The 24,087-nt window shown below is 46.8% G+C and carries 16 protein-coding genes; 13 read left to right on the forward strand and 3 right to left on the reverse strand.

From position 1 onward, the window contains the following. The first annotated feature begins 86 nt into the window (after positions 1-86). From EDI28_RS21655 to pflA, 4 genes are all read left to right on the forward strand, one after another. On the forward strand, positions 87-1,838 hold the full coding sequence (locus tag EDI28_RS21655) for a methyl-accepting chemotaxis protein (protein ID WP_233353491.1): 1,752 nt from the start codon (positions 87-89) through the stop codon (positions 1,836-1,838). 632 nt (positions 1,839-2,470) lie between these two features. Beyond that, a complete protein-coding gene (locus EDI28_RS21660; RefSeq protein ID WP_128785967.1) occupies positions 2,471-3,985 on the forward strand; it encodes a DUF3360 family protein in 1,515 nt (504 codons plus the stop codon). A gap of 211 nt (positions 3,986-4,196) precedes the next feature. Next, positions 4,197-6,473, forward strand: a complete 2,277-nt coding sequence (gene pflB, locus EDI28_RS21665; protein ID WP_128785968.1) for a formate C-acetyltransferase — start codon at positions 4,197-4,199, stop codon at positions 6,471-6,473. Positions 6,474-6,784: 311 nt separating this feature from the next. Continuing rightward, entirely contained in the window at positions 6,785-7,525 is a 741-nt protein-coding gene (pflA, locus tag EDI28_RS21670; RefSeq protein ID WP_128785969.1) for a pyruvate formate lyase 1-activating protein, read from the forward strand. Between the two features lie 90 nt (positions 7,526-7,615). Here pflA and EDI28_RS21675 read toward each other — a convergent pair whose 3' ends face one another. Both EDI28_RS21675 and EDI28_RS21680 read right to left on the reverse strand, forming a co-directional pair. Then, complete coding sequence (locus EDI28_RS21675; protein WP_128785970.1) at positions 7,616-8,611, reverse strand: hypothetical protein; 996 nt, start codon at positions 8,609-8,611, stop codon at positions 7,616-7,618. A 559-nt stretch (positions 8,612-9,170) separates the two neighbouring features. Next, positions 9,171-10,076: a LysR substrate-binding domain-containing protein gene (locus tag EDI28_RS21680; protein WP_128785971.1), complete on the reverse strand. Its 906-nt coding sequence runs from the start codon at positions 10,074-10,076 to the stop codon at positions 9,171-9,173. A 220-nt stretch (positions 10,077-10,296) separates the two neighbouring features. On the opposite strand from EDI28_RS21680, the gene focA reads away from it, so the two are divergent. Then, on the forward strand, positions 10,297-11,769 hold the full coding sequence (focA, locus tag EDI28_RS21685; RefSeq protein ID WP_128785972.1) for a formate transporter FocA: 1,473 nt from the start codon (positions 10,297-10,299) through the stop codon (positions 11,767-11,769). A 249-nt stretch (positions 11,770-12,018) separates the two neighbouring features. Next, on the forward strand, positions 12,019-13,773 hold the full coding sequence (locus tag EDI28_RS21690; RefSeq protein ID WP_128785973.1) for a formate--tetrahydrofolate ligase: 1,755 nt from the start codon (positions 12,019-12,021) through the stop codon (positions 13,771-13,773). A gap of 65 nt (positions 13,774-13,838) precedes the next feature. Here the strand turns inward: EDI28_RS21690 and EDI28_RS21695 are convergent, their stop codons facing one another. Beyond that, on the reverse strand, positions 13,839-14,498 hold the full coding sequence (locus EDI28_RS21695; RefSeq protein WP_128785974.1) for an energy-coupling factor ABC transporter permease: 660 nt from the start codon (positions 14,496-14,498) through the stop codon (positions 13,839-13,841). A 242-nt stretch (positions 14,499-14,740) separates the two neighbouring features. On the opposite strand from EDI28_RS21695, the gene EDI28_RS21700 reads away from it, so the two are divergent. The 7 genes from EDI28_RS21700 (at position 14,741) to EDI28_RS21730 (ending at position 24,012) form a co-directional block, all read left to right on the forward strand. Continuing rightward, positions 14,741-15,241, forward strand: coding sequence for a YfbU family protein (locus tag EDI28_RS21700; RefSeq protein ID WP_128785975.1), 501 nt, complete (start codon positions 14,741-14,743; stop codon positions 15,239-15,241). Positions 15,242-15,615: 374 nt separating this feature from the next. Beyond that, positions 15,616-16,872 (forward strand): ABC transporter substrate-binding protein, encoded by a 1,257-nt coding sequence (locus tag EDI28_RS21705; RefSeq protein ID WP_128785976.1) that lies wholly within the window; start codon positions 15,616-15,618, stop codon positions 16,870-16,872. Next, a complete protein-coding gene (locus EDI28_RS21710; protein ID WP_128785977.1) occupies positions 16,872-19,235 on the forward strand; it encodes an ATP-binding protein in 2,364 nt (787 codons plus the stop codon). The genes EDI28_RS21705 and EDI28_RS21710 overlap by 1 nt, the downstream gene beginning before the upstream one ends. Continuing rightward, the gene (locus EDI28_RS21715; RefSeq protein WP_128785978.1) at positions 19,222-20,496 is read left to right on the forward strand and encodes a sigma-54-dependent transcriptional regulator; all 1,275 of its coding nucleotides are present in this window, start codon (positions 19,222-19,224) and stop codon (positions 20,494-20,496) included. Before EDI28_RS21710 ends, EDI28_RS21715 begins: the two co-directional genes overlap by 14 nt. Positions 20,497-20,607: 111 nt before the next feature. Further along, entirely contained in the window at positions 20,608-21,423 is an 816-nt protein-coding gene (gene rlmA / locus EDI28_RS21720; protein ID WP_128785979.1) for a 23S rRNA (guanine(745)-N(1))-methyltransferase, read from the forward strand. Between the two features lie 222 nt (positions 21,424-21,645). Then, entirely contained in the window at positions 21,646-22,611 is a 966-nt protein-coding gene (locus EDI28_RS21725; RefSeq protein WP_128785980.1) for a ChaN family lipoprotein, read from the forward strand. 432 nt (positions 22,612-23,043) lie between these two features. Then, positions 23,044-24,012 carry an ABC transporter substrate-binding protein gene (locus EDI28_RS21730; RefSeq protein ID WP_128786026.1) on the forward strand — a complete coding sequence of 323 codons (969 nt, stop codon included), beginning with the start codon at positions 23,044-23,046 and terminating at the stop codon, positions 24,010-24,012. Positions 24,013-24,087: the final 75 nt, after the last annotated feature.

Below are 24,087 nucleotides of genomic sequence, written 5' to 3' on the forward strand. Positions count from 1 at the left end.
TTGAAACCAACACGAATAAGGTCAATGACTTCATCGCTTTTAACAGTACCATGAAAGAATTTCAGGACTTACAGGATGTAAGTCGAATGAAATCGATTTATGCGCTTGGCTTTTATGAGCGTATGGATGAAATGGTTAGTGTCAACGGTGAAAACCTAACCAAAGTAAAGCGTAGTTATAGTGCCTTGATGCAAACAGATAACCGTGCCCTGACTCCACAGGCCAAACAGTCGTTAGATACCTTCGTCAATAACTACAAGTTGTATGTCCAGGCTTCAGAACAACTCAGAGAACAACGCCAGAAAATCATCAAGATTTATGATGCAACCAGTTGGATCACTACCGATATCACCGCCACCGATTCATTAATAGCGAAGAATAGAAACACTGATGATATCGACCTTTGGACCCAAAAATTGTCTGATATATCAGATACTGCTGGATTAATGCTTTATCACCTTGCCGTCGGAGTCAAAGGCCAAAGCCAACAAGATACAAAAAAGACATTGGAATACGCTCGAGAATTAAATGCTTATTTCAAAAACTTCAACCACTGGCCGGAAGCAGAAACTGTAATTAATAATGCCAAGCTTTGGGAACTACAGCTAAAGGAAATTATCCAGCTACAGAAAGACAAGAAAGCAACAGCCAATCGTATGATTGAACTGGGTAATAATAACACCAAGATCATTACCTCTTTGGCGGAAGCCTCAATTCATAAAACAGAAGATTTATCTGATAAAAGTTCTGAGCTATTGCAATCAGTTACAACAAGCCAGTTAACTGCGACAGCAATTGCAACCGTATTAGCCTTAACGATTAGCATTTTTCTATCAAATGCAATTAGTGGAGTAATGAGTTCTCTTTATCAGGCAGTTAAAGAGCTCGCCGACGGTAACCTTAATGCCCGAACAAACATCAAGGGAAAAAATGAAATTGGTCTACTAGGCGACAGTCTTGATGATGCGATCTCCCAACTAGCACAAACAATCCGCTCACTTCGTGGTGTCAGTGACGAAGTGGCGACCTCTTCGACAGAACTAGCCGCTGTGATGACCCAAAGCGAAGTCAACGGCCGCGAGCAGCAACAGCAGGTAGAACAAATTGCGGCCGCCGTGACAGAGTTGTCTGCTGCCGCATCGCAAGTAGACGGTTATGCTAAAACAGCAGATGAGAGTGCCCAACAGGCACTTACTATGGGTGCAGAAAGTACCGAGATTGCCCAGCATTCCCGTCAGCTGACTCAAGAATTAGCCTTGCAGCTTGACGAAACGTCAACGCAGGTTACTGATCTCAACGAACAAAGCATTAAAATCAGTGAGGTCATCACGGTCATTGACAGCATTTCCGAACAAACTAACCTTCTGGCGCTCAACGCCGCGATTGAAGCAGCACGCGCCGGAGAAAGCGGTCGCGGATTTGCCGTGGTCGCTGATGAAGTCAGGGTTCTTGCCGCCAAGACCCAGGATTCCACCCAACAGATCCAAACGATTATCGAACAGCTTCAGCATAAATCCTCTGCCGTGGTCGATGCCGTCAACAACAGCTTGAGCAAAGTCAAAGCCAACAGCGAGATAGCAGAACAGACCAGCAACCAAATTGAATCCATTACCCAGGCTCTAGAGCATATCAGCCATGTCAACGGTGATGTCACCGCTTCGGTCGACGAACAAAGCCGGGCTATTGATGATATTACCCTTAATATCAACACTATTAATGACATTATCAGTCAGAACGTAGCCGGTATCAGCCAGACAGCCGAAGCGAGCAGCCACTTGTCACAGCTGGCAGAAAACCAGAAAAACCAGCTCGGTGAATTTCAAGTCGCAGAGCGATAATACCGCAAGTGGCAAGGACGCCACTTCCTCCTACCATTCACAACATCACATTTCGCCTATCTCTCTGCTACGCTGTTAATGCAGCAGTAAACCAGTGCCATTCCACATGCTTCAACGGATAACATGCAAAGGCAGTAATTTTATTACAGAGCTGCAGCTTAATCGCCAGAAAAGCCAGAAATGGGATTGCTGGCTTTTTTTATGACTATTTCTACAAGCCAATTACTCGATTCAAAAATAGTGACGAAGACTGCCACTTTTGGTGTAGTTAACCCTGTAAACCGTAATTCACGGGACTCAGGAGCAAAAAGCCCTTAAAAACAGCAATTTACCACCAAAAGCACCATTTGCGAGCACGTTCACAGTTTTACTTTTGTTATATAACTTCTTTCATTTCTCATAACAAAACCTCTTCTCACTCAATTTTTTTTGGTTTTTTTCCTACATTTTTTTAAGCGTAGTGATCAAGATCAATTCCCTGAAACGGACCAAGCGGTACACTTCGGTAAAATTTGGTGAAATATAATTACACCTAGAATAGCTCGCACCTGGGAGGGTTGAATTTCCAGGTAAGCGCATTAGAGTTACAAGCACTAAATACAATAATTATTTAAACGTAGAACGAGGCACTTATGTCATCTGAAGAAAGAAGTTATCAGGAGCTACACCGCCCTGCCTCTGACTTCTCAAGTCGCTCTGACTATCTTGATCATGAGCTGAAAATCATGAAGCCACGCCGCTTTGGTCTTAACCTGCCAGGCCGTGACTTCCGTTTTGAGCTTGAAGATTTAGTCCCAGCCCTAGCCGGTACTATCGGTATTATCGCGATGTACTCTGCGGTAATGATGTCTTGGGCCGATGGCCTGACCGAAGCTTGGGACCATATCAACCTCGGCAAAGAATTCGCCATTGAAGTAGCACGAGTTGAAATGCTCATCCCTGCTCTTCTGTTCTGCGTTCTAGCCTCCGGATTCATCAACCCTCGCGCCAACCTGGCAGGTAACCACGGTCCAATGATCCCATTGATCGGTACCATTGCCCTTGCCGGTGCACACCCTCTTGCTCTTGCTATCCTTCTTGGTGTATTCGGTCTGTTACTTAGCTACTTTAAGGGCGGTTCCAAACTGGTCAACCTGACCGGGGAAGGGGTTGCCGGTGGTTTGCTGGTATTCCTCGGATTTACCGGGGCGATGAGCCAGATTGGCCAAATCCAAAATTGGGCTACCGGACTGGAAAGCGCTGAAATAGCCAAAGGCAGCCTGGGCTATGTCGGCCTGGTTGTGCTGGCGGTTAACATTGTGCTTTATGCATTCCTAGCAAAAATCAACAAACGCTGGTTGGCGATCCCTGCCTGTGCAGTAACGGGACTTCTCGTTGCACTTGCATTTGGTGCAGGCTTTGATCTAACCTTCGAAACCGAAATGGGTCTGCCAAACCTGAACCCTGTTTACTGGTGGGGTTCTACGACTGAAGGTTGGATGCTTGGTCTTCCAAATCTACAGCATTTCATTGCATCACTACCATTTGCCATTCTGGCTGTTGCAATGTGGTCACCTGACTTCCTAGGCCACCGTATCTTCCAAGAGCTGAACTACCCTCGTGGTACTGACAAGGTTCTTATGGATGTGGATGACACGATGACAATGTGTTCAATCCGTCAAATGGTGGGTACAGCTGTTGGTGGTGGTAACATTACATCATCTTGGGGTACTTATATGATCCCTGCGGCAATCGCGAAGCGCCCTATCCCTGGCGGTGCGATTGTTCTTGGCTGTTTGGTTATGCTTATCGCAATCCTTGGTTTCCCAATGGATGTAGCGGTATGGCCACCAGTAATGCGTATCGCACTTCTTGTGGGTGTATTCTTGCCACTGCTTGAAGCTGGTATGCAGATGGTTAAAGACACTAAAGATTCACAGGCGGCTGGTATCTGTATCTTTGCTTCAGCGGTTGCAAACCCTGTATTGGCATGGGCACTGACGATGTTGCTAGATAACAACGGTCTGATTGGTGACAAAGAGCGAGCGAAAAAGCTATCGTTCATGGATCGTATTATTATCCCTGCCTCTGTGCTTATCATCTGCTTTGTAGCGATGCTGGCAGTAGGTATGCTTGAAGGCCAATACGGTATTCCGGCGCTACTATAATTATGAAAGGGCAGTGTCTTGACACTGCCCTCTCTTAACAGACGTAGTTAGTACTAATACGAATAATGAAATCATTTTCTAACTGCAACAGTTGGTTTGATTATCCGTATTATTGTTAATGAAAGTGTACTGTTCACCGTCACCTGATGGTGATGAGCTCAACAGCGATTAAATCAGTACGTGTTTTTTCTACTAAAAAGGTAGGTATGTCATGGCAGAGCAATTTGCTAAAGCTTGGGAAGGTTTCGCCGCTGGCGAATGGCAGAACGATGTAAACGTTCGCGACTTCATCCAGAAAAACTACACTCCATATGAGGGTGATGAGTCTTTCCTAGTATCTGAAGGTACTGAAGCGACTAACAAGCTTTGGAATCAGGTAATGGAAGGTATCAAGCAGGAAAACAGCACTCACGCTCCTGTTGATTTCGATACTTCTGTTATCTCTACCATCACTGCGCATGACGCAGGTTACATCAACAAAGATCTTGAGACTATCGTTGGTCTACAGACTGATGCTCCGCTTAAGCGTGCAATCATCCCTAACGGTGGTATCCGTATGGTTGAAGGTTCATGCAAAGTATACGGTCGTGAACTAGATCCAACGGTATCTAAGATTTACTCTGAGTACCGTAAGACGCACAACCAAGGCGTTTTCGATATCTACACACCTGATATCATGAAATGTCGTAAGTCTGGTGTTCTGACTGGTCTTCCAGATGCATACGGCCGTGGTCGTATCATCGGTGATTACCGTCGCGTAGCACTATACGGTATCGATCGTCTAATGAAAGACAAGTTCGCTCAGTTCACGTCTCTACAAGAGCGTTTCGAGAAAGGCGAAGATCTTCAAGCGACTATGCAACTTCGTGAAGAAATTGCAGAACAGCACCGTGCTCTAGGCCAGATCAAAACTATGGCAGCTAAATACGGCTGTGATATCTCTGGTCCTGCAACTAACGCACAAGAAGCAATTCAGTGGACTTACTTCGGCTACCTAGCTGCAGTTAAATCTCAGAATGGTGCTGCAATGTCTCTGGGCCGTACTTCTACGTTCCTAGATATCTTCATCGAACGTGATATCGCTGCTGGCCTAATCACAGAAGTTCAAGCTCAGGAAATGATTGACCACTTCGTAATGAAGCTTCGTATGGTTCGTTTCCTACGTACGCCTGAATACGATGAGCTATTCTCTGGTGACCCAATCTGGGCAACAGAATCTATGGGTGGTATGAGCCTTGACGGACGTACGCTAGTAACGCGTTCTAACTTCCGTTTCCTAAACAGCCTATACACTATGGGTCCTTCTCCAGAGCCGAACATCACTGTTCTTTGGTCTGAGCAGCTACCTGACGGCTTCAAGCGTTTCTGTGCAAAAGTATCTATCGATACTTCATCTATCCAGTACGAAAACGATGACCTGATGCGTCCTGACATGAACTCTGATGACTACGCGATCGCTTGTTGTGTATCGCCAATGGTTGTTGGTAAGCAAATGCAGTTCTTCGGCGCACGTGCTAACTTGGCGAAAACAATGCTTTACACCATCAACGGTGGTGTGGATGAGAAGCTGAAAATCCAAGTCGGTCCTAAGATGGACAAGATCACTGATGAAGTTCTTGACTATGCAGATCTTATGGATCGCATGGATCACTTCATGGATTGGTTGGCAACACAATACGTGACTGCACTGAACAGCATCCACTTCATGCATGACAAGTACAGCTACGAAGCATCACTAATGGCTCTTCATGACCGTGATGTTAAGCGTACTATGGCTTGTGGTATTGCTGGTCTGTCTGTTGCTGCTGACTCACTGTCTGCTATCAAATACGCAACAGTTAAACCAGTACGTGACGAAGACGGCATCGCTATCGATTTCGAAATCGAAGGCGACTATCCTAAGTTCGGTAACAACGACGCACGTGTTGATGACATCGCTTGTGAACTTGTTACAACGTTCATGAACAAGATCCGTAAGCTTAATACTTACCGTAATGCAGTACCTACTCAGTCAATCCTTACTATCACATCTAACGTGGTATACGGTAAGAAGACTGGTACTACACCTGACGGTCGTAAAGCTGGTGCTCCTTTCGCTCCTGGTGCTAACCCAATGCACGGTCGCGATGAAAAAGGTGCGGTAGCATCTCTGACTTCTGTTGGTAAACTGCCGTTTGCTGATGCGAAAGATGGTATCTCTTACACATTCTCTATCGTTCCTAATGCGCTAGGTAAAGAAGTTGAGACCCAGAAAGCTAACCTTGCAGGTCTAATGGATGGTTACTTCCACCATGAGACTGGCATCGAAGGCGGTCAGCACCTGAACGTTAACGTTCTTAACCGCGAAACGCTTCAAGACGCAGTTAAGCACCCAGAGAAATACCCACAGCTAACTATCCGTGTATCGGGCTACGCTGTGCGTTTCAACTCTCTAACTGCTGAACAGCAGAAAGACGTTATCGCGCGTACTTTCACTGAATCTCTATAATTGAGATACAGTAATACTTATCAGCTAGCCCGCTAGCTGATAAGTGATAAAAACCGACCTCTGGGTCGGTTTTTTTATATCCCCATAAAAACAACCAAGGCCGTATTACAAATACGTGGTTTTCCCGCAGTAAACCTTTATAACACCAGTATGCAAATGCAGAGCATTTGATATTTTATTGCGCCCTCGATGGCGGCACTTCAACTTCAAGCATAACATCAACTGAGGCAACAGCCATTTTTCCGCTATTTTAGCCTGCCATTTTGTAATAAAATAACAAGTAAACACGCACCACGCGGAGAAGTTAAGCAATGTCAGTAAAAGGCCGTATTCACTCTTTTGAATCCTGCGGTACCGTGGATGGACCCGGCATCCGTTTTATCGTATTTATGCAAGGCTGCTTAATGCGCTGTCAGTATTGCCACAACCGCGATACCTGGGATCTTCATGATGGAAAGGAAATCACTGTCGAAGAACTCGTTAAAGAAGCCACCGCTTATCGACACTTCATGAATGCTTCAGGAGGCGGTGTAACAGCCTCTGGTGGCGAAGCCATGTTGCAGCCAGAGTTTGTTCGTGATTTCTTCCGTGCTGTTCAAGCTGAAGGGATTCACACTTGTCTTGATACTAACGGCTATATTCGTAAACATACTGATGTGGTTGACGAAGTCCTTGATGCTTCTGATTTGGTGATGTTGGATCTAAAGCAGCTTGATGACTCTATTCACCAAGATCTCGTCGGTGTGCCTAATAAGCGTGTTCTTGATTTTGCTCGCTATCTCCATAAACGCGGTCAGAAGACATGGATACGCTATGTCATCGTCCCGGGCTTCACTGATGATGAACGCTCAGCCCACCTTCTGGGTGAGTTTATTCAAGATATGGATAATATTGAAAAAATCGAGCTGCTGCCGTACCACCAACTAGGTGAACATAAGTGGGAAGCGCTTGGTTTTGAATATCAGCTGGCCGGTGTAAAGCCGCCATCAAAAGAGACCATGGAAAAAATCAAGAGCATCATCGCCAGCTATGGCCATAACGTGATGTATTAATGCAATAATACCTTTTTTACCGCTGCATGATGACCATAACATGCAGGAGCAGACCGTCCCTTGCTCCTGCATTAAAATTTCCCGCTATGATTAACTCGCAACCTGAGTGTTGGTCGTCATTTTTTTGGTGATGGCTTCATTGATGGTCGCTTCATTGGTATTTGTTTTACAAAGCTGCGACTTTGTATCACCAGAACACGCTTTATTCACTAAGTCACATTTATTACCAGCCCCGTCATTCTGGATACTGCACTGGGCATTAATCAGACAAAGATTTTTTCGTTCAACCAAGCTAGGTACTGACGAGATAAGCGCCTTATCCTTGATACAGCTGGCAATTTTATTCTGAACAGTGTTATCAAACGCATTTAACTGTCGCTTGAAGGCCATCTCTTCGCTTGGCTCAAAACGTCCTATGCTTGCAACCGAAAGGATATCGTCAAATTTTTCGACATTTAGCGGCTTACAGGCAACATCCCATTTGTTCTTAAAACGGTTACGACTTAATTCAACGGGTTTTTTACTACCGTCAAATTGATGATAGTTGGCTCTGTCATCTTTAAAGTAACCGTGCACGCTATACCTCTGGTTTAAAAAATCATAAACCAGGTCAACGATGAACGGCTCCCTTTCTCGAGCAAGACCCATTGCATTTTTCGCTGCATAATAGCCACAAGTCGTGAGGTTAAGTACATTATCTTTTTCCCTCACCGTCGCAGGACTGAACATCCAGTTTTCACTACTGGCCAGACTGTAAAACTCAACCGAATTCGGATAATTAAACTTATTAGAAAAACGCACCAACGCCGCCTGCCTCAGTTCGACAATCTCTTCCTCGACAGGCGCCTCAGATTGTATAGCATCAGGTACAGGCTTTTGTACCGATGTTTCCGCTACTGGTAATGATTTGTCATCAGAACCGGTTGTAACGGTTAATTGCTGAAGCGAAAGTGCCGAGCTAGAAAGAGTGGCTGTAAGTGACTGTAAATTAATTAAAAACAGTAACAACAACAGACACGCTAACCCGCGAAACAATGTATTAAGCTTGAGGGATATATCCCTTACCGGCTTTCCTTTGATGATCATGTTATCGTCCCTAGCAATATCAACTAAGGCCGGATTTTAAAGATAATTACCCCCTTGTCCATAGATCAGCAGCTCAAAATTTAATCGGTTATTGACGTGATAAATAAAATCAAATAGATGTATTTCATTTTTTTTCAAGCTTTGGGAGCAACCTCTTTCCCGCCAGGATCAATAGTCATGGAACCACATATTGGTTCAAGACACCCGTGCATAAAAATCCGCACATCCGGAATGTAGAGCCATTAAGGGACCATGTATTCACGATCTGATAGTCGGTAATTCAATTGAACAAAATAAGCACCCTGGCGCATATAAGGGTTATTGCCGCAACCAATCAGAAATATTGATAAGAAAAATAACAAGATAAAACGAGCACAAAGCATTCTCTTATGCAGATCTGTCAATACATGTAGTAATAAGCCGAAAAAACAACCATCTCGATTATTTTACAATCAGAAAATAGGCAGATAACAGCTCTTCTTTGTACTCCACCCATCAATAAGCACTTTGTTTCCTATAAATTAAATCGTTATTTGTCATCAAATATTCTTATGGGACGTTACATGTCCATTTTCCGATCTTTTATCATCCGTATAGCCTCGCGCCGAATACAATCACGAAGTGGATTCTCAATCGCATCAGCCCGCCAGATAAACGACAGAGTTCGCTTCATATTCAGCTCGGGAACATTCAGTGCGACCAACTCTCCCCGATCAATATATTTCACCACATCCAAATATGGCAGACAGCTCAGGTAAGGCCCGTTGGTAACCAGGGCGCGGAGGACAGGTATCTGCTCATACTCACGCCATACATCCAGATCCTCGATAACCCCATGCAAGGCACTTTCAAAACTTTGTCGAGTTCCCGCCCCCTGCTCACGAAGTACCCACTTAGCTTGCTCTAACTGGGCAAAACTAACCGTATCCAACTTGGCGTAAGGATGGTGCTTAGACGCAATAATCACCAGGTGGTCGTGGCACCAGACCTCCTGATCTAACCTGCTGTCATCACAGCGCCCTTCGATAATCCCTAGTTCGCACTCATAATTTCTAACTCTATCAATGACTTTCTGCGCATTTTTCACATTAAGTTGAATACGCAACTCGGGAAAATCTTTATCAATAATACTGATAAGCTCGGGTAAAAGGTGCTCTGCCACCGTCTGGCTAGCAGCAAGGTTGATTTCCCCACTAACCAAGTGCTGATCATAAAACCCCTGCTCTATCTGCTGAGCGTCAAACAATAGCTGTTTGGCTCTAGGTCTAAGCCATGCTCCCCAGTAGGTCAATGCCATTTGCTTCCCTTGGCGCTCGAACAAAGCTCGCCCAAGCAGCTTCTCAAGCTGAGATAACGCCATACTGGCTGCTGACTGGGTTAGAGCCAGGTTTTCCGCGGCTTTACTGACACTACGCGTGCTTGCAACCTCTTCAAATACAGCAAGCTGCTTCAGTGAATAACGCATTAATACACTCCCCGATAAATGCAATTCATTTTCTAAGCCCCAAGAATATCAACTTTAATGATTATGGCTAAAAAAATTATCAATTTTACTCAACTCTTTTGTCACCCGTATGCTGAATACCAGTTACCAATCACAACGAGGAGGAAATGTGACGTTATCAATCCTTTATGTGTTCACTATCCCCGGCCGACAAGCCGGAAACAAAACAGGAGACTCTTAAATGGCCACGGCAATGGCATCCAACAACAATAACTTCACTCCCAAAGAGATGATGAAGCAAGCGGAAAAATACGCGGTCGGCAAGGCATCAAAGCCAACCCGTACGACCATCGCTCTGGCAATCACGGCTGGCGTTTTCATCGGCCTCGCGTTTGTCTTTTACATTACCGTCACAACCGGCGGCGGCAACATGAGCTGGGGGATCAACCGCTTATTTGGTGGATTGGCATTTAGCCTTGGCCTGATTCTGGTAGTGATTTGCGGCGGTGAACTCTTCACCAGTACGGTACTGTCTTCAGTCGCACGAGCCAATAAACACATCACCACAGGCAAGATGCTAACGACTTGGATGAAAGTCTATTTCGGCAACTTCATCGGTGCGATGCTGCTGCTGACGCTAGTGTCAATGGCTAACCTGTACCAGCTTGACGGCGGCCAGTGGGGACTCAATGCCCTCAACATCGCCCAGCACAAGCTGCACCACCAGCCGATGGAAGCCTTTGCATTAGGTATCTTATGTAACCTGCTGGTTTGCCTAGCCATTTGGATGACATTCTGTTCAGAAAACATGATGACCAAAATGGCAATAATGGTGCTTCCTGTCGCCATGTTCGTCAGCACCGGCTTTGAACACAGCGTCGCCAATATGTTTATGGTGCCACTGGGTATCACCATCCAGAATGTCGCACCGGAATCATTCTGGCTAGGTCTTGGCGTATCGCCAGAACAATATGCCGACCTCAATATTCACAACTTTATCTTTTCCAATCTTATTCCCGTAACCCTCGGCAATATCGTTGGCGGCGGGGTATTAGTTGGCCTGAGCTACTGGGCAATCTTCAGCTCGCCGAAGGAACACCATTCAACAGCAACCATCATTACACCCGACTTCTCAAATTCAACTGTTTTAACTAAGGACAACGCTATGCTCCAGGAAAATCTACTTGTGAACGACTATATGCGCCCGGCAACAACCACCCTTCTGCCAGGTATGCCTGTTGCTGAAGCACTTGATATTCTTATAAAGGAAGGCCTTTCTGGAGCACCTGTTCTATCAAGTGACCAACGTCTGGTCGGCTTCTTTTCAATCCACGACACACTGGTTGATCTCTGGTGCAGTGACTACATGCCAGAAGCCGAGTGCAAGGTACAAGACTTGATGCGACATGAGATTCAAACCGTGGGCCCTGAAAATTCAATTCTAGAAATTGCCGAGTACATGTGTATCGACAAAAATATCCTATACCCTGTCAGCAGCGGTGGTATTGCGACCCAACTAACGACACTTTCTCTGAATGAGCGTGCCCGTACCATGGTCGTCAACCGTCCTCACAGCTTCCCAGTTGTCAAAGATGATCAGCTTGTTGGCATGATCAGCCGCAATGAAATCATCAAAGCACTTCGCCCTGTTTACGGCAGCCTCGTATCCGTAACAAGTATCGACAATAGCCAGCAGGAAGCTGAAATAGCATAAATTTATCAATAACCTGCCGGCTCGTTCGGCAGGTTTATTAATGATTCGGCAGTATTAATCACCATTTAACTACCTTCCCGCTTTCGCCCTATTCCTGACTAAAAATAAAATAACCGGACTTATATCGGATTTTTTCTACTTATACATGATAAAATTGTGGTATAAACCAAACGCAAACGATTGCGCGACCTGCAAATGCAGTTCTATGCAATATTTCCTTATTGCTACCGATGCGAGGTTATGGCCCCGATGAAAAGTGATATTCAAATTTGCCGTGATACTAATCTCACCCCAATTGATCAAATCGCTCGACAAGCTGGCATTCTGCCGGATGATTTAACTCCCCAGGGTACGCTAAAAGCAAAAGTTAAGCCCTCAATACTCAAGCGCCTTAATGATAGACAGGAAGGAAAGCTGGTACTGGTTACTGCTATTACGCCAACACCGCTGGGTGAAGGCAAAACCGTCACCACTATCGGACTTGCTCAAGGACTGGCCAAAATCAACCAAAGTGTGATGGCCTGTATCCGCCAGCCTTCCATGGGGCCGGTGTTTGGAGTAAAAGGCGGTGCAGCAGGCGGAGGCTACAGCCAGGTTGCACCAATGGAAAAGCTCAACCTGCATCTTACCGGTGACATTCATGCTGTCACCGCAGCCCATAATTTGGCGGCAGCGGCTCTGGATGCCCGCTTGTATCATGAAGAACGCCATGGATACGACGCGTTTGCCGACAAAACTGGCCTCACGCCGCTACGGATTGATATCAACCGTATTTGCTGGAAACGGGTCATGGATCATAATGATCGCGCTCTGCGAATGATCACCGTTGGCAACAACGAACCGGGCAAAACCATTAACGGTATCGCCCGTGATGATGGCTTCGACATTTCTGCCGCCTCCGAGCTGATGGCGATTTTGGCCCTGTCTAAAGATCTGGCCGATATGCGCCAGCGCCTTGGCCGCATAGTCCTTGCCTATAACCTAGATGGCCAGCCTGTTACTGCCGAAGATCTTCAGGTTGCCGGAGCAATGGCCGTGACAATGTGCGAGGCTATCGAGCCGACGCTGATGCAAACGTTAGAAGGGGTTCCCACACTTATCCACGCTGGGCCGTTTGCCAATATTGCCCACGGCAACTCTTCAATTATTGCAGACCGAATTGCGCTGAAGCTCAGCGACTACACGATCACCGAAGGCGGCTTCGGTTCTGACATGGGGTTTGAGAAAGCCTGTAATATTAAAGCTCAGCAAGCTGAACGCGGCCCTGATTGTGCCGTTGTCGTCGCAACCCTTCGCGGCCTGAAAGCCAATTCTGGCTGTTATGACTTAAGGCCGGGGCAAGCTTTGCCTGACGCGATCTTCTCGCCGGACGAAAAAGCATTGCTGGGTGGCTTTGCCAACCTGAAATGGCATATCCGTAATGCGGCAAAATACGGCATTCCGGTTGTTGTGGCGATAAACCGCTTCCCGCAAGATACGGATACCGAACTGAACCTTCTCAAGGCGTGGGTTAGCGAAGAAGATTTCGGTTGCTACGTCGATGTCGCGATCAGCGAGGCCTTCGGCAATGGTGGCGAAGGGGCAGCGGAACTGGCGCAAGCCGTAGTCAGTGCCTGCCAGACTCCGGCACAGTTCAAGCCGCTGTATTCACTTGATCAAAGCCTGGAAGAAAAACTAATGACCGTCGCCGAGGTTGGATACGGCGGCCGTGGCGTCGAACTGTCGCCACAGGCAAAACAACAGCTGGCAGAATTAAAGCAGCAAGGTCACGATAATCTCGCCGTCTGTATGGCAAAAACGCCGCTCTCGATCACCCATGATCCGAGCCAGAAAGGGGCACCGACAGACTTCATCGTCCCTATACGTGAGCTGCGGCTATGCGCCGGAGCCGGTTTCGTCTATGCGCTGTGCGGCAATGTGATGACGATGCCGGGGCTACCGGAAAAACCCGCTTACATGGCACTGGATATTGATGACGACGGGAATATCATCGGACTAAGCTAGTACGAGGCAACCACAAAAAAGCGCCAGCAAGTCGGCTGGCGCTTTTTTTATAATCAATACCCACACTATTTATCTTTATTATTGGCAGGATAAATATAGTCTCGGTCAGCAAAGGTTCTCACCCACTCCGGTTTATAAACCACCAACAGGGTAATTGCCATTCCGTTTATCAGCGCTTCTGGGAAAACTAACAAAGGAAGCAGTACCAAATAATTATCGACAATATAGGCCCATGAATAATCAAAACCGATATACATCCAGCCACTGGTTAACAGCAGGTGAATAACCATGGTTAGTGCACCGTTGAGAAATGCGGCAATAAATATATAGATAAATAGATGCCTTGCCATAAACCGGTAGCTAAATAAAAATACCCCAAAACTAAATATCGCAGGAACAATCACTCCGGTTAACGCATATAACCCTGCATCAGGCCAATTAATTACGCCAAGAACAGCGAATATCACAATAGGAATTGAGCCAATCAGCCCTGCAATCTGCCAACCATGGGATAAAACCAGAACCGTTAACGCCAAAAAGTGGACTTGCAGCCCCTCGGCAATCCCGGCCCTCAGGCCCCAGAGCAGACACAGCATCACAATACTGGCCAATACTAAGTGCTGGTAATCTTTCTCCGATCTAAACTTGGGCCAAAATTCCCGAGGAAAGCCAATCACCACAATTGCCAGCCAAATCAGAGCCCCCGCCCACTGTAATGTTGTCATCCGTGCAGCACCTTCTATGCCAAATAAGCTAAGGTTATATCAAGAGGATAGCGCATTAATAACCATGTAAAAAACAAGGGTGAATTTTGTTAAATCAACACCGGACACCTGATTGCACAAGCTTTAGCCAGTCAATTTTATTTAACAATAAATCATCGGCAAGACGGCGTCAGATCAATTTTTTTTGTATTCAACCTGATAATCTCAATGCCAGCTCAATACAATATTAAAGGCCTACCATTATGGAAATGACCAACGCACAACGTCTTATTCTTTCAAACCAGTACTACCTGATGTCTAAAATGAATCCGGAAAATTCAGCAAAATATCGTCGCCTGCAAACGATTGTAGAACGCGGTTATGGCCTGCAGATGCGTGAACTGGACAAAGACTTTGGCTGCCTGAATGAAGAAGACTGCCGCAACGTGATTGACTTTATGGAAATGTATCACGCGATGCAGGAGTCGTTCAAAATGCTAAACGAAGACAACCAGCGTCAAGTTGACTCGCGTCGTCTTCAGTTCTTGGGCTTTGATGCCGCGACAGAATCACAGTTAGTGCATTACGTTCGTTTCCTAACTGAAGAAGAAGGCCTCTATCCGCAGTTTGATAAATCTGAGCACATGTTCAACAGCCAGATCCCAATGCTGGAAAAATACCAGCGTATGCTGCAAACATGGCGTAACTGCCCACGCCAATACCACTTGTCTGCAACTGAAATTCAACAAATTCAAAATGCCTAGCAAGTAAAGATTGAGAATATTAAACCGGAGCTATGGCTCCGGTTTTTAGTTTGAAAAAGTACACTCCGCATGCCAGTCTCTGCCTCATATACCTTTAACTTCTGCTTTTCTTCTATTTGCCTTTGTACCCAAGCGATCTGTCATATTTCATGAGTACATCAAGACTGCTAGGCCTATTGCTTCAAAACATGAAAAATGTGACATTAAACAAAGCCCAACACCAAAGCGAGTCACTATTGACCGATAATTGTTATATATAACTATAAAATCGATAACATCTTAGAAATTCATCAATAGTCTCGTTTAATTAACTACAATCCTGCGGAGTAACCTTGTATATAAGAGCTGTCAATACAAGGTAAACAGTAACGATCATGATTCGATTTATTATATTAATGCTATTTTTTTCATCAGCTTGTATTGCTGCGCCCACGAATCAACTGATTATTCTGACAACCTTTACCGAATCATCAATCACACCGGTTACCCAACAATTCCAACAGCAATATCCAAATGTAACTATTAAGGTACTTCACCGGAGAGAAGAGTCCGGGCTTCGCCTGCTGAACAAAAATGACCATGATATCGATATTGTGATCTCCTCGTCACCGGCTTTATTTTTGTCTCTGATTGAGAATAATAGGCTACAGCCCTTGAGCGGACTAGATCATGACTTTGATGCTCAGTGGCAGACCTTTCAGCCAGATACGACCTCCTCTATCGCCGTTTTCGGATATTCAGGGTATGGCCTGATGTGGAATAAAGATTATCTGGCAAAGCACCAGCTCGATATCCCCAAGACATGGAAAAGCCTGATTCAGCCACAGTACTTCAGGCATATCATTATGAGTAGCCCAAGCCGCTCTGGCACTACTCACCTCATGGTTGAGGACATCTTGCAGCAGTATGGCTGGAAAGAAGGCTGGAAACTACTGCTCCAAATTGGCGGTAACCTTGCTTCAGTCTCGGCCCGTAGCTTTGGTGTCAGCGATGCAATTTCTCGCGGACTCGTCGGTGTAGGCCCTGTCATTGACAGCTTTGCCTATGAAGACCAGAAACAATTTCCTTTTATTGGGTTCCATTACCAAAACCAAAGCCCACAGCTACCTAGCTATATTGCCGCGGTCAAGAATATTAACCAGGCGGCCCATAGCCAGAATTTTGTTGACTATTTGCTCTCTGACAAAGTACAGCAAAACCTGTCTACCAGCTCACTGAACAAATACGGCTTGCACCAGAAGCCCAACCAGCCCTATTCGGTATCTCCAATCAACCACGAGCTGATGCAACACCGTGCAATCTTAATTAAGCAACTATTTGACCAAGTCATTAACCACCAGCTGGATTTGCTCAATCAGGCTTGGCGGCTTATTCATCAAATCGAGAAACAAGAGTCCCTGACCGATACCCAGCATCAGCAATATCAGCGGGCAATCCAACTGGCTTCGACGCCACCGGTCAGTGACGTCCAAGCCAGCAGCATCAGCTACAACCAGGCTCTGCTCCACTCTCGGAGTGATGTTCATACCGCCAAGTGCATTAAACGCTGGCGCCATATGATGAGCAAACAGCTAGAAGAATCTATTCTCATTTCTGAGCAACTCCTTGCCAAAACCAAAGGGGCAAAGTGATGTTGCTCAGAAATACCATTGGTAACCGTCTGGTAGCCTCTATCGGCTTCATGGCCTTGCTCACCATCAGCGTGAGTCTGATAGCCGTTGTTAACTGGGAAAACCTCAATACCCAAGTCAACACGATCATCGAGAAGAATATGCCGACCTTGCGGGTGAGTTATCAGCTGGAAAGGAATACGGCGGGGTTGCAGGCTGCCCTTAATATGCTCAGCAATAATACCGATCCGATTTTACATGCCGAGCTCAAGCAAAACATTACGACAAAGCTAGAGCAAATATCAGCCGCCATTAAAGAAACGGTCAATTTGAAATTTTACCCGGCAATCAAGGCCGAACATGAGACGCTGCTAACAGATATCTCTGCCTATGTCGGTTTGCTATACCAGCGCAATACCCACCTGTTCTCGTTAGCCCAAACAGAAAATACCATCAAGTGGCTACACCAGGATTTGGTCGATGAACTCACACCACTGCGCCAGGAGGTCGAGTGGCAGGTCACCCGAATGCTGCCCAATGCGATTAATACTGAAGCGATTACGGATGTCATGGCAGAATTTTCTTTTATCCAGTCAATCACCATCAAAGAAAATGAATTGCATCAGCTCGTTCAGGAAATTATCCAACAACGACAAAACCGGGATCTCGGCAATGCCTTTTATTTTATTGGCTACAAGACTGAAGACATCAGCAAAATGAGCCAAAATCTCAGCCATTACCCATCAACGATCTCTTACAGACAACTGTTACAAGAGCTGATCACCCTTGTCGAACCCAAAGGGGTTCTGGAGGAGCAGTTGCGCTTGGATGTCGAGTTACACAATGCTATCAGGCTATATGAAGGTCAAATACAGACTCGGCTGGAGTACCAGGAACAGCTCATCCAAACAATGGTAGAGCAGGAGAATGCCTCCCTCAAGCAACTCAATGAAGAAACAAATCAATCGATTAGGATCAGTAATATCCTTCTGTTCGGCGTAGTACTTCTGTCTGTTTTCCTTACGGTTACCCTATCGATTCACCTCGTTGGGCGCGGTATCGTCAAACGACTCAATTTACTCTCGCAAGATTTGTATGCCGTTGCCAATAATCGGCTCAACGCAAACATCCAAGTCTCCGGAAATGATGAAATTGGTATGCTGGGCGATAATTTACGCTATTTTTGCAGCCAGATGCAGGAAATGCAGCAAAGCAACGCCCTGAATCTGATCAATAATACCCAAGCCAGCATCATCACCTGCGATTTGAGCGGCGTGGTAGAATCGGTCAACCCCAGCGCACAAGCCCTGTTCAGTTACGATGCATCGCTGGTTCAACAGACAATATGGACCTTGTTTAGCAATAATATGCAGCAGCGACTGCAGGCACTGTTCTTGAGTACCAGCCCGCTATTGAATAACGGGGCCTGTAACCTAACACTGATGCACAGCCACAGTGAAGGTAACAAGCTTTATCTACGCTTGGACTTCCGTTTGTTCAAACAAGGAAATAATGACAAAGTCATCATCACGATGACGGATATCACCGAGCAAGAAAACGCTGCTCGTTGGTTGGAAAACATGGTGAGAGAAAAGACCCAGTCTCTCACCAATCGGAACCGCCAACTCAAAGCCGAGGTCGACGACCGGAAACGCGTCGAAGCGGATTTGCGCGCAACCCAGGATGATCTGATCCAGGCAGCCAAAATGGCGGTCGTCGGCCAGACGATGACTTCTCTGGCCCATGAACTGAATCAGCCTCTGTCGGCAATTTCGACCCATGTCTTCGCCACAAAAATGGCCATAGACAAGGAGAACTATACCCAGCTGCCTACCAGCCTGGATAAAATAGACCATTTGACTTCTCGCATGGGCCGTATTATTGCCACTCTGCGCAGTTTTTCAAAGAAACAGTCTGCTAACAGCTCACTTGGTTCCGTTGATATTCAAGCCTCCTTCCACCAAGCAATGCTGATTGTTGAAAACCGGGCCAAGGTTCAAAAGACCACCATATCCAGCCAGATCCATGTCCCGCTCAATGCCCTAGCCGATCAGGTGCAGCTAGAGCAGGTGTTTGTCAATCTACTGGTAAATAGCTGTGATGCTGTTGCAGGAAGCGAACTGCGCGAAATCACCATTAATGCTCTTGATAGTGAAGAGAGTTGTGTCCGTCTCGCCGTCAGTGACAGCGGACACGGATTTTCTGCTGATATTATCGAAAAACTATTTACCCCATTTACCACAACGAAGGATGTCGGACTTGGCCTCGGGCTAAGTATCTGCCGTTCAATTATGACCCGCTTTGATGGTGATATCTTTCTTGCCTCAAACCTTCAAGGTGGTGCTATGGTCGTATTGGAGCTGAACCATTATGATAATGAATAATGATATCGAAGTTGTCATCATCGATGATGACCAGGATGTACTCGATGCCTATCAGCATCTGCTTGAAGTATCAGGCTATAAGGCTTGCGCCCTAACCGATCCTACCGCCGCTGTCTCCATGCTGCATAAGAACTGGCCAGGAGTTGTGGTTACCGATATGTACATGCCAGGCTTAAGCGGCATGGAGCTGCTAGATAAAGTCAAAGCCTTGGATCCAGAACTGCCTGTCATCATGATCACCGGTCACGGAGATATTCCGATGGCCGTTGACGCGGTCAAAAAAGGTGCGCTAGATTTCCTGCAAAAACCCCTCCAGCCAGCAGAACTTGTTACCCTGCTGGAAAAACACCTGCCGGTACGGAAGGAGAAAATTGAACAGCGAGCCAACCTGACCAACTCAGCGTCAGAGGTCTTGCTGGGCGAAAGTCCGCTGATCATTAAAATCCGGGAACAAATTGCCCAGACGGCCCTTACCACCAAGGACGTTCTCATTGAAGGCGAAAACGGAACGGGTCGCCATACGATTGCCAAGCTATTGCACCAGGAGAGCGAGCTGCGCGATGCCCCCTACGCCAATGCACTCGGTCAATCCATTAGCTGTACGGCTGATCTACAACGCAGTATGATCTCTGCGCGTGGCGGCAGCCTATGCCTGAGCAATCCCCAAGACATGCCGATAGAAGCCCAGCAATGGCTATGCCGCTTTCTACTGGAGCAAGAGCGCCAGGGGAAAAAAGAAGTTCGCGTGCTGGCTATTCTCGAGGGAACACCAGAAGCCAAGGTTGAACAAGACAAGCTACTGCCGGAGTTATTCTACTTCCTCAGCCAGGTACGCTTCAGCCTTCCTCCTCTGAAACAGCGCAACTGTGATATCACGCCACTGTTCCGCCACTTCTTGAAAAAAAGCTGCCAAAAACTCAATAAAGCCTTGCCAGCCGTCGATAAGGCGTACATTAACACCCTCAACCGCCACGAGTGGCCGGGAAATGTTCTGGAGCTGAAAAATGTCGCCGAGCTCTACGCGATTGGCATAGTAAAACTCACCGGCCAAGAGCGGACGAAACCCCTTGATCAGATGAGCAGCCCTCTCGATGATCTTGTCGACAGCTATGAAAAACAGGTTATCGAAGATGCCCTTTATCTGTTTGCCGGGCGGATCAACGAAGTGTCGAACTATTTGCAGATCCCGCGCAAAAAACTATACCTGAGAATGAAGAAGCATAGCCTTGATAAGGCGGAATACAAGGTTCGGCCTAACTAGGTCGTATCGCCGTACGGGAGGCTACTGCCTCCCTAAGTCAAACCCTATTCTTGCAGCAATATAGGGGGATGTTTACAATAGCCGCAGTCTCTTACATCATCCGGTTTACCCATGTCCTACCAATGTCCACTTTGTCATTCAGCGCTTAGCCTTCAGGCGAATACCTGGCGCTGTGAAAACAACCATCAGTTTGATCAGGCCAAAGAAGGTTATGTCAACCTGATGCCGGCCCAGCACAAAGGGTCAAAAAAACCGGGTGATAATAAAGAAATGATGCAGGCACGCCGCCTGTTTCTCAATACAGATCATTACCAGCCTTTGCGAAAGCAGGTCGTCGACCAGCTAGAACGGCACCTGCCGGAACACTCGCAGCACCTGCTTGATATCGGCTGTGGTGAGGGCTATTACACCTCCGAGTTTGCCAGCCTAACTAAAACGCATTCAGACCTTTGCGTACACGGGCTGGATATCTCAAAAGTCGCTGTCCGCTATGCTGCGAAGCGCTATCCTGACTGTCAGTTCTGTGTTGCCTCCAGTCATCGACTGCCGTTTGGAGACGCTCTGCTTGATGGTGTGGTTCGCATCTATGCACCTTGCAAGGACGAGGAGCTTTACCGTGCAATAAAGACCGGTGGTATTTTGCTCACAGTAACGCCTGCCGCCCGTCACCTATACCAACTGAAAGAACTGATATACGACGGCGTACGCTTGCATGATATGACAGCAGAAACCATTGAAGGCTTTGAGCTTGTTTCGGATGAACAGCGGCATTACGAAATGAACCTATCCGGCGAAGAAGCCACGGCATTGATGCAAATGACCCCTTTTGCCTGGAAAACCTCTGAAGATGTCTGGCAACAACTCCGTACCGCCAGCGAATTTGGCTGCGAAGCCGATTTTTCGGTCCGGGTGTACCGCAGGCTTTAACTTCCGGACCAGCAGCCGTCAATCGGTCTCAGCTCTTGTCTGAGACCGCGGTTCTTAATTTCATTTCCGCATAATTTCATCTCTCTTATCATTTCGCACCGTCTACAGTTATATCAAACGGTTCTTATATCAAACGCCTATGAGCACAAGTTATCTTTGGCTAACGCAGCGAACTTGGTATTTTTTTAACTTGGTACTTGCCTAAGCATAGTGGTGAAAGAGATGAAAAATTGGCTCTCCCTCGGATTGGTCAGCCTGCTAATAGGGTGCGCTACCCAGCCAACCACAACGCAATCCGTCCCAGATCCGGCCCCGCTCTCTAAAACGTTTTATGACTACTCGATTACATCGCCCCAAGGGACAACGCCCCTGAGCCTAAGCGAGCTAGCCTTGGCATTGCAGGATGCAGATATCGTGCTGGTCGGCGAATGGCATGGCCATCCCGGCACCCATTTGATGCAAGCACAACTGTTTGCCCAGCTCTATCGCCAGAACCCCAATATGGCCCTGTCTATGGAGCAGTTTACCCGTGAGAAGCAGAATGTAGTTAACCAGTATCTCGCAGGGAAAATTGGCGAACAAACCCTGATTAAGGAAGGCCGTGCCTGGCCCAATTACAGCAGTGACTACCGTCCGCTTGTCGAGTTTGCCAAACAAAAACAGCTCGACATTATTGCCGCCAATGCGCCCAGAATCATTGTCCGCTGCATCGGCAAACACGGAGCGGAATACCTCGACCGCCTGCCAGATATCGAGCGCAAGTGGGTAGCCGAATCACTATCTCTAGGCAGCGATGCCTATCGAGACAAGTTCATCTCATCGATGCACCACGGCAATGAGGCAAAAAACCAGCGCCAGTTTGCTGCCCAAACCGCCTGGGACGATACAATGGCGGAGAGTATGGTGAATTATCTCGCCTTGCACCCAACCAAGCAGATCATCCACGTAGCAGGCCGATTTCATGTCGCAGAAGGATTAGGAACAGCCTCACGTATTGCGGCTCGTAACCCAGACTTGAATGTAATGATGGTTACACCGGTAACCAGTGAGTCCGATCTTAGCGAGTCAGCACCGGATTTTCGTGTCGAGGTTATGGCCTTACCGAAAAGCTATATCGACAATGACAAAATGATGGCTGCAATGAGCAAAATTCATGGTAGGAACAATACGTTGAAGTGTCACCCGTAGGCCACTTGGACAGAACCCCACCGGCGGCCAAGCTTGTGGGGTTCTGAGGGAGAGATACAGCGAATATCTCTTAAGGAACATAATATGAATCAATAGCTGTCTGCCTGCTGAACACATCTTCTATGAGCCCTTTGCCCAGATAAGGTTATGAGTGAATTACCATCAAATGCCAATTAAGAATATAAAGCTATCAACTCGTTAACCGCTCGAAAATTAACCCGAACAAATCCTCACAAGCAGATAATACGACCACAATACAAGCCCAAGTCAGCATAGATAGCCTGCCAGTTGTTTCGCTACTGTTAAAATATAGATGTTCTTTCTTTCCTCATTGCGATAAAACATTATTCCAGAGGAAAACAGCACCCACCTTGCTGCCCTCTCACTGAACATTATTTCTGGCAAGGAGCTTGTGATATGGAATTCAAGAAAATCAAAAACAATAAACTGCTTACCGCAGCCTGTATAGCAGCCTCTCTGGCTCTATCTTCCCCTTCTGTATTGGCCGATGTCGCAAAAGTTGCGGTCTCACAAATTGTTGAGCACCCTGCGCTCGATGCAGCCCGTCAGGGTCTGCTAGATGGCCTGAAAGAAAAAGGCTATATCGAAGGTGAAAACCTAGAATTCACTTACCAGACGGCACAGGGCAATCCCGCAATTGCCGTTCAGATTGCCAAACAGTTTGTGGGCGAGCGTCCGGATGTACTCGTCGGCATCGCAACACCTACTGCTCAGGCGCTTGCTGCTTCTACACGTTCAATTCCAGTCGTATTTACCGCGGTAACTGATCCGGTCGGTGCAAAACTGGTAAAGAATATGGATAAGCCGGCACGTAACGTCACTGGCCTTTCCGACCTGTCTCCTGTTGCCCAGCATGTCGAATTGATGCAAGAGCTTCTACCGAATATGAAAAATATCGGTGTTGTCTTTAATCCAGGCGAAGCAAATGCGGTGGCACTGGTTGAGCTGCTGCGAGAAGCGGCAAACGCCAAAGGGCTGAACGTTATCGAAGGAACAGCTCTGAAAAGTGCTGACGTACAGGCTGCGGCACAGATTGTGGCCTCTAAAGCCGATGTGATCTATGCCCCTACTGACAACACGGTAGCCAGTGCAATTGACGGCCTGGTCAACGCTGCCAATCAGGCAAACAAACCAATTGTCGGTGCTTCAACAACGTATATCGAAAATGGCGCACTGGCGGCATTGGGCTTTGATTACTACCAGGTCGGAGTTCAGACGGCTGACTATGTCGATGCTCTGCTAAAAGGTAAAAAGGTAGCCGATCTTCCGGTAAAAGTGGCAAAAGGTTCCGATCTGGCCCTGAACCAGAAAGCGGCCAACAAACTGGGGATCACCTTCCCATCGTCAGTGCTTGATCGCGCAACATCAGTCGTTAAATAAGGCATTGGTTTAAGATTCGAGTTAAGAATGATGAGTCTTCTCGACTCGTGTATCTAGGGCTTTCTAGGAGCTCGT

Origin of the sequence: Photobacterium chitinilyticum, assembly GCF_004104355.1 — a bacterium.
Taxonomy (GTDB): Bacteria; Pseudomonadota; Gammaproteobacteria; order Enterobacterales; family Vibrionaceae; genus Photobacterium; species Photobacterium chitinilyticum.

Coding starts and splice junctions, on each gene's coding strand:
- EDI28_RS21655 (WP_233353491.1), top strand. CDS start 87: ATGAAATCGATTTATGCGCTTGGCTTTTATGAGCGTATGGATGAAATG.
- EDI28_RS21660 (WP_128785967.1), top strand. CDS start 2,471: ATGTCATCTGAAGAAAGAAGTTATCAGGAGCTACACCGCCCTGCCTCT.
- pflB (WP_128785968.1), top strand. CDS start 4,197: ATGGCAGAGCAATTTGCTAAAGCTTGGGAAGGTTTCGCCGCTGGCGAA.
- pflA (WP_128785969.1), top strand. CDS start 6,785: ATGTCAGTAAAAGGCCGTATTCACTCTTTTGAATCCTGCGGTACCGTG.
- EDI28_RS21675 (WP_128785970.1), bottom strand. CDS start 8,611: ATGATCATCAAAGGAAAGCCGGTAAGGGATATATCCCTCAAGCTTAAT.
- EDI28_RS21680 (WP_128785971.1), bottom strand. CDS start 10,076: ATGCGTTATTCACTGAAGCAGCTTGCTGTATTTGAAGAGGTTGCAAGC.
- focA (WP_128785972.1), top strand. CDS start 10,297: ATGGCCACGGCAATGGCATCCAACAACAATAACTTCACTCCCAAAGAG.
- EDI28_RS21690 (WP_128785973.1), top strand. CDS start 12,019: ATGAAAAGTGATATTCAAATTTGCCGTGATACTAATCTCACCCCAATT.
- EDI28_RS21695 (WP_128785974.1), bottom strand. CDS start 14,498: ATGACAACATTACAGTGGGCGGGGGCTCTGATTTGGCTGGCAATTGTG.
- EDI28_RS21700 (WP_128785975.1), top strand. CDS start 14,741: ATGGAAATGACCAACGCACAACGTCTTATTCTTTCAAACCAGTACTAC.
- EDI28_RS21705 (WP_128785976.1), top strand. CDS start 15,616: ATGATTCGATTTATTATATTAATGCTATTTTTTTCATCAGCTTGTATT.
- EDI28_RS21710 (WP_128785977.1), top strand. CDS start 16,872: ATGTTGCTCAGAAATACCATTGGTAACCGTCTGGTAGCCTCTATCGGC.
- EDI28_RS21715 (WP_128785978.1), top strand. CDS start 19,222: ATGATAATGAATAATGATATCGAAGTTGTCATCATCGATGATGACCAG.
- rlmA (WP_128785979.1), top strand. CDS start 20,608: ATGTCCTACCAATGTCCACTTTGTCATTCAGCGCTTAGCCTTCAGGCG.
- EDI28_RS21725 (WP_128785980.1), top strand. CDS start 21,646: ATGAAAAATTGGCTCTCCCTCGGATTGGTCAGCCTGCTAATAGGGTGC.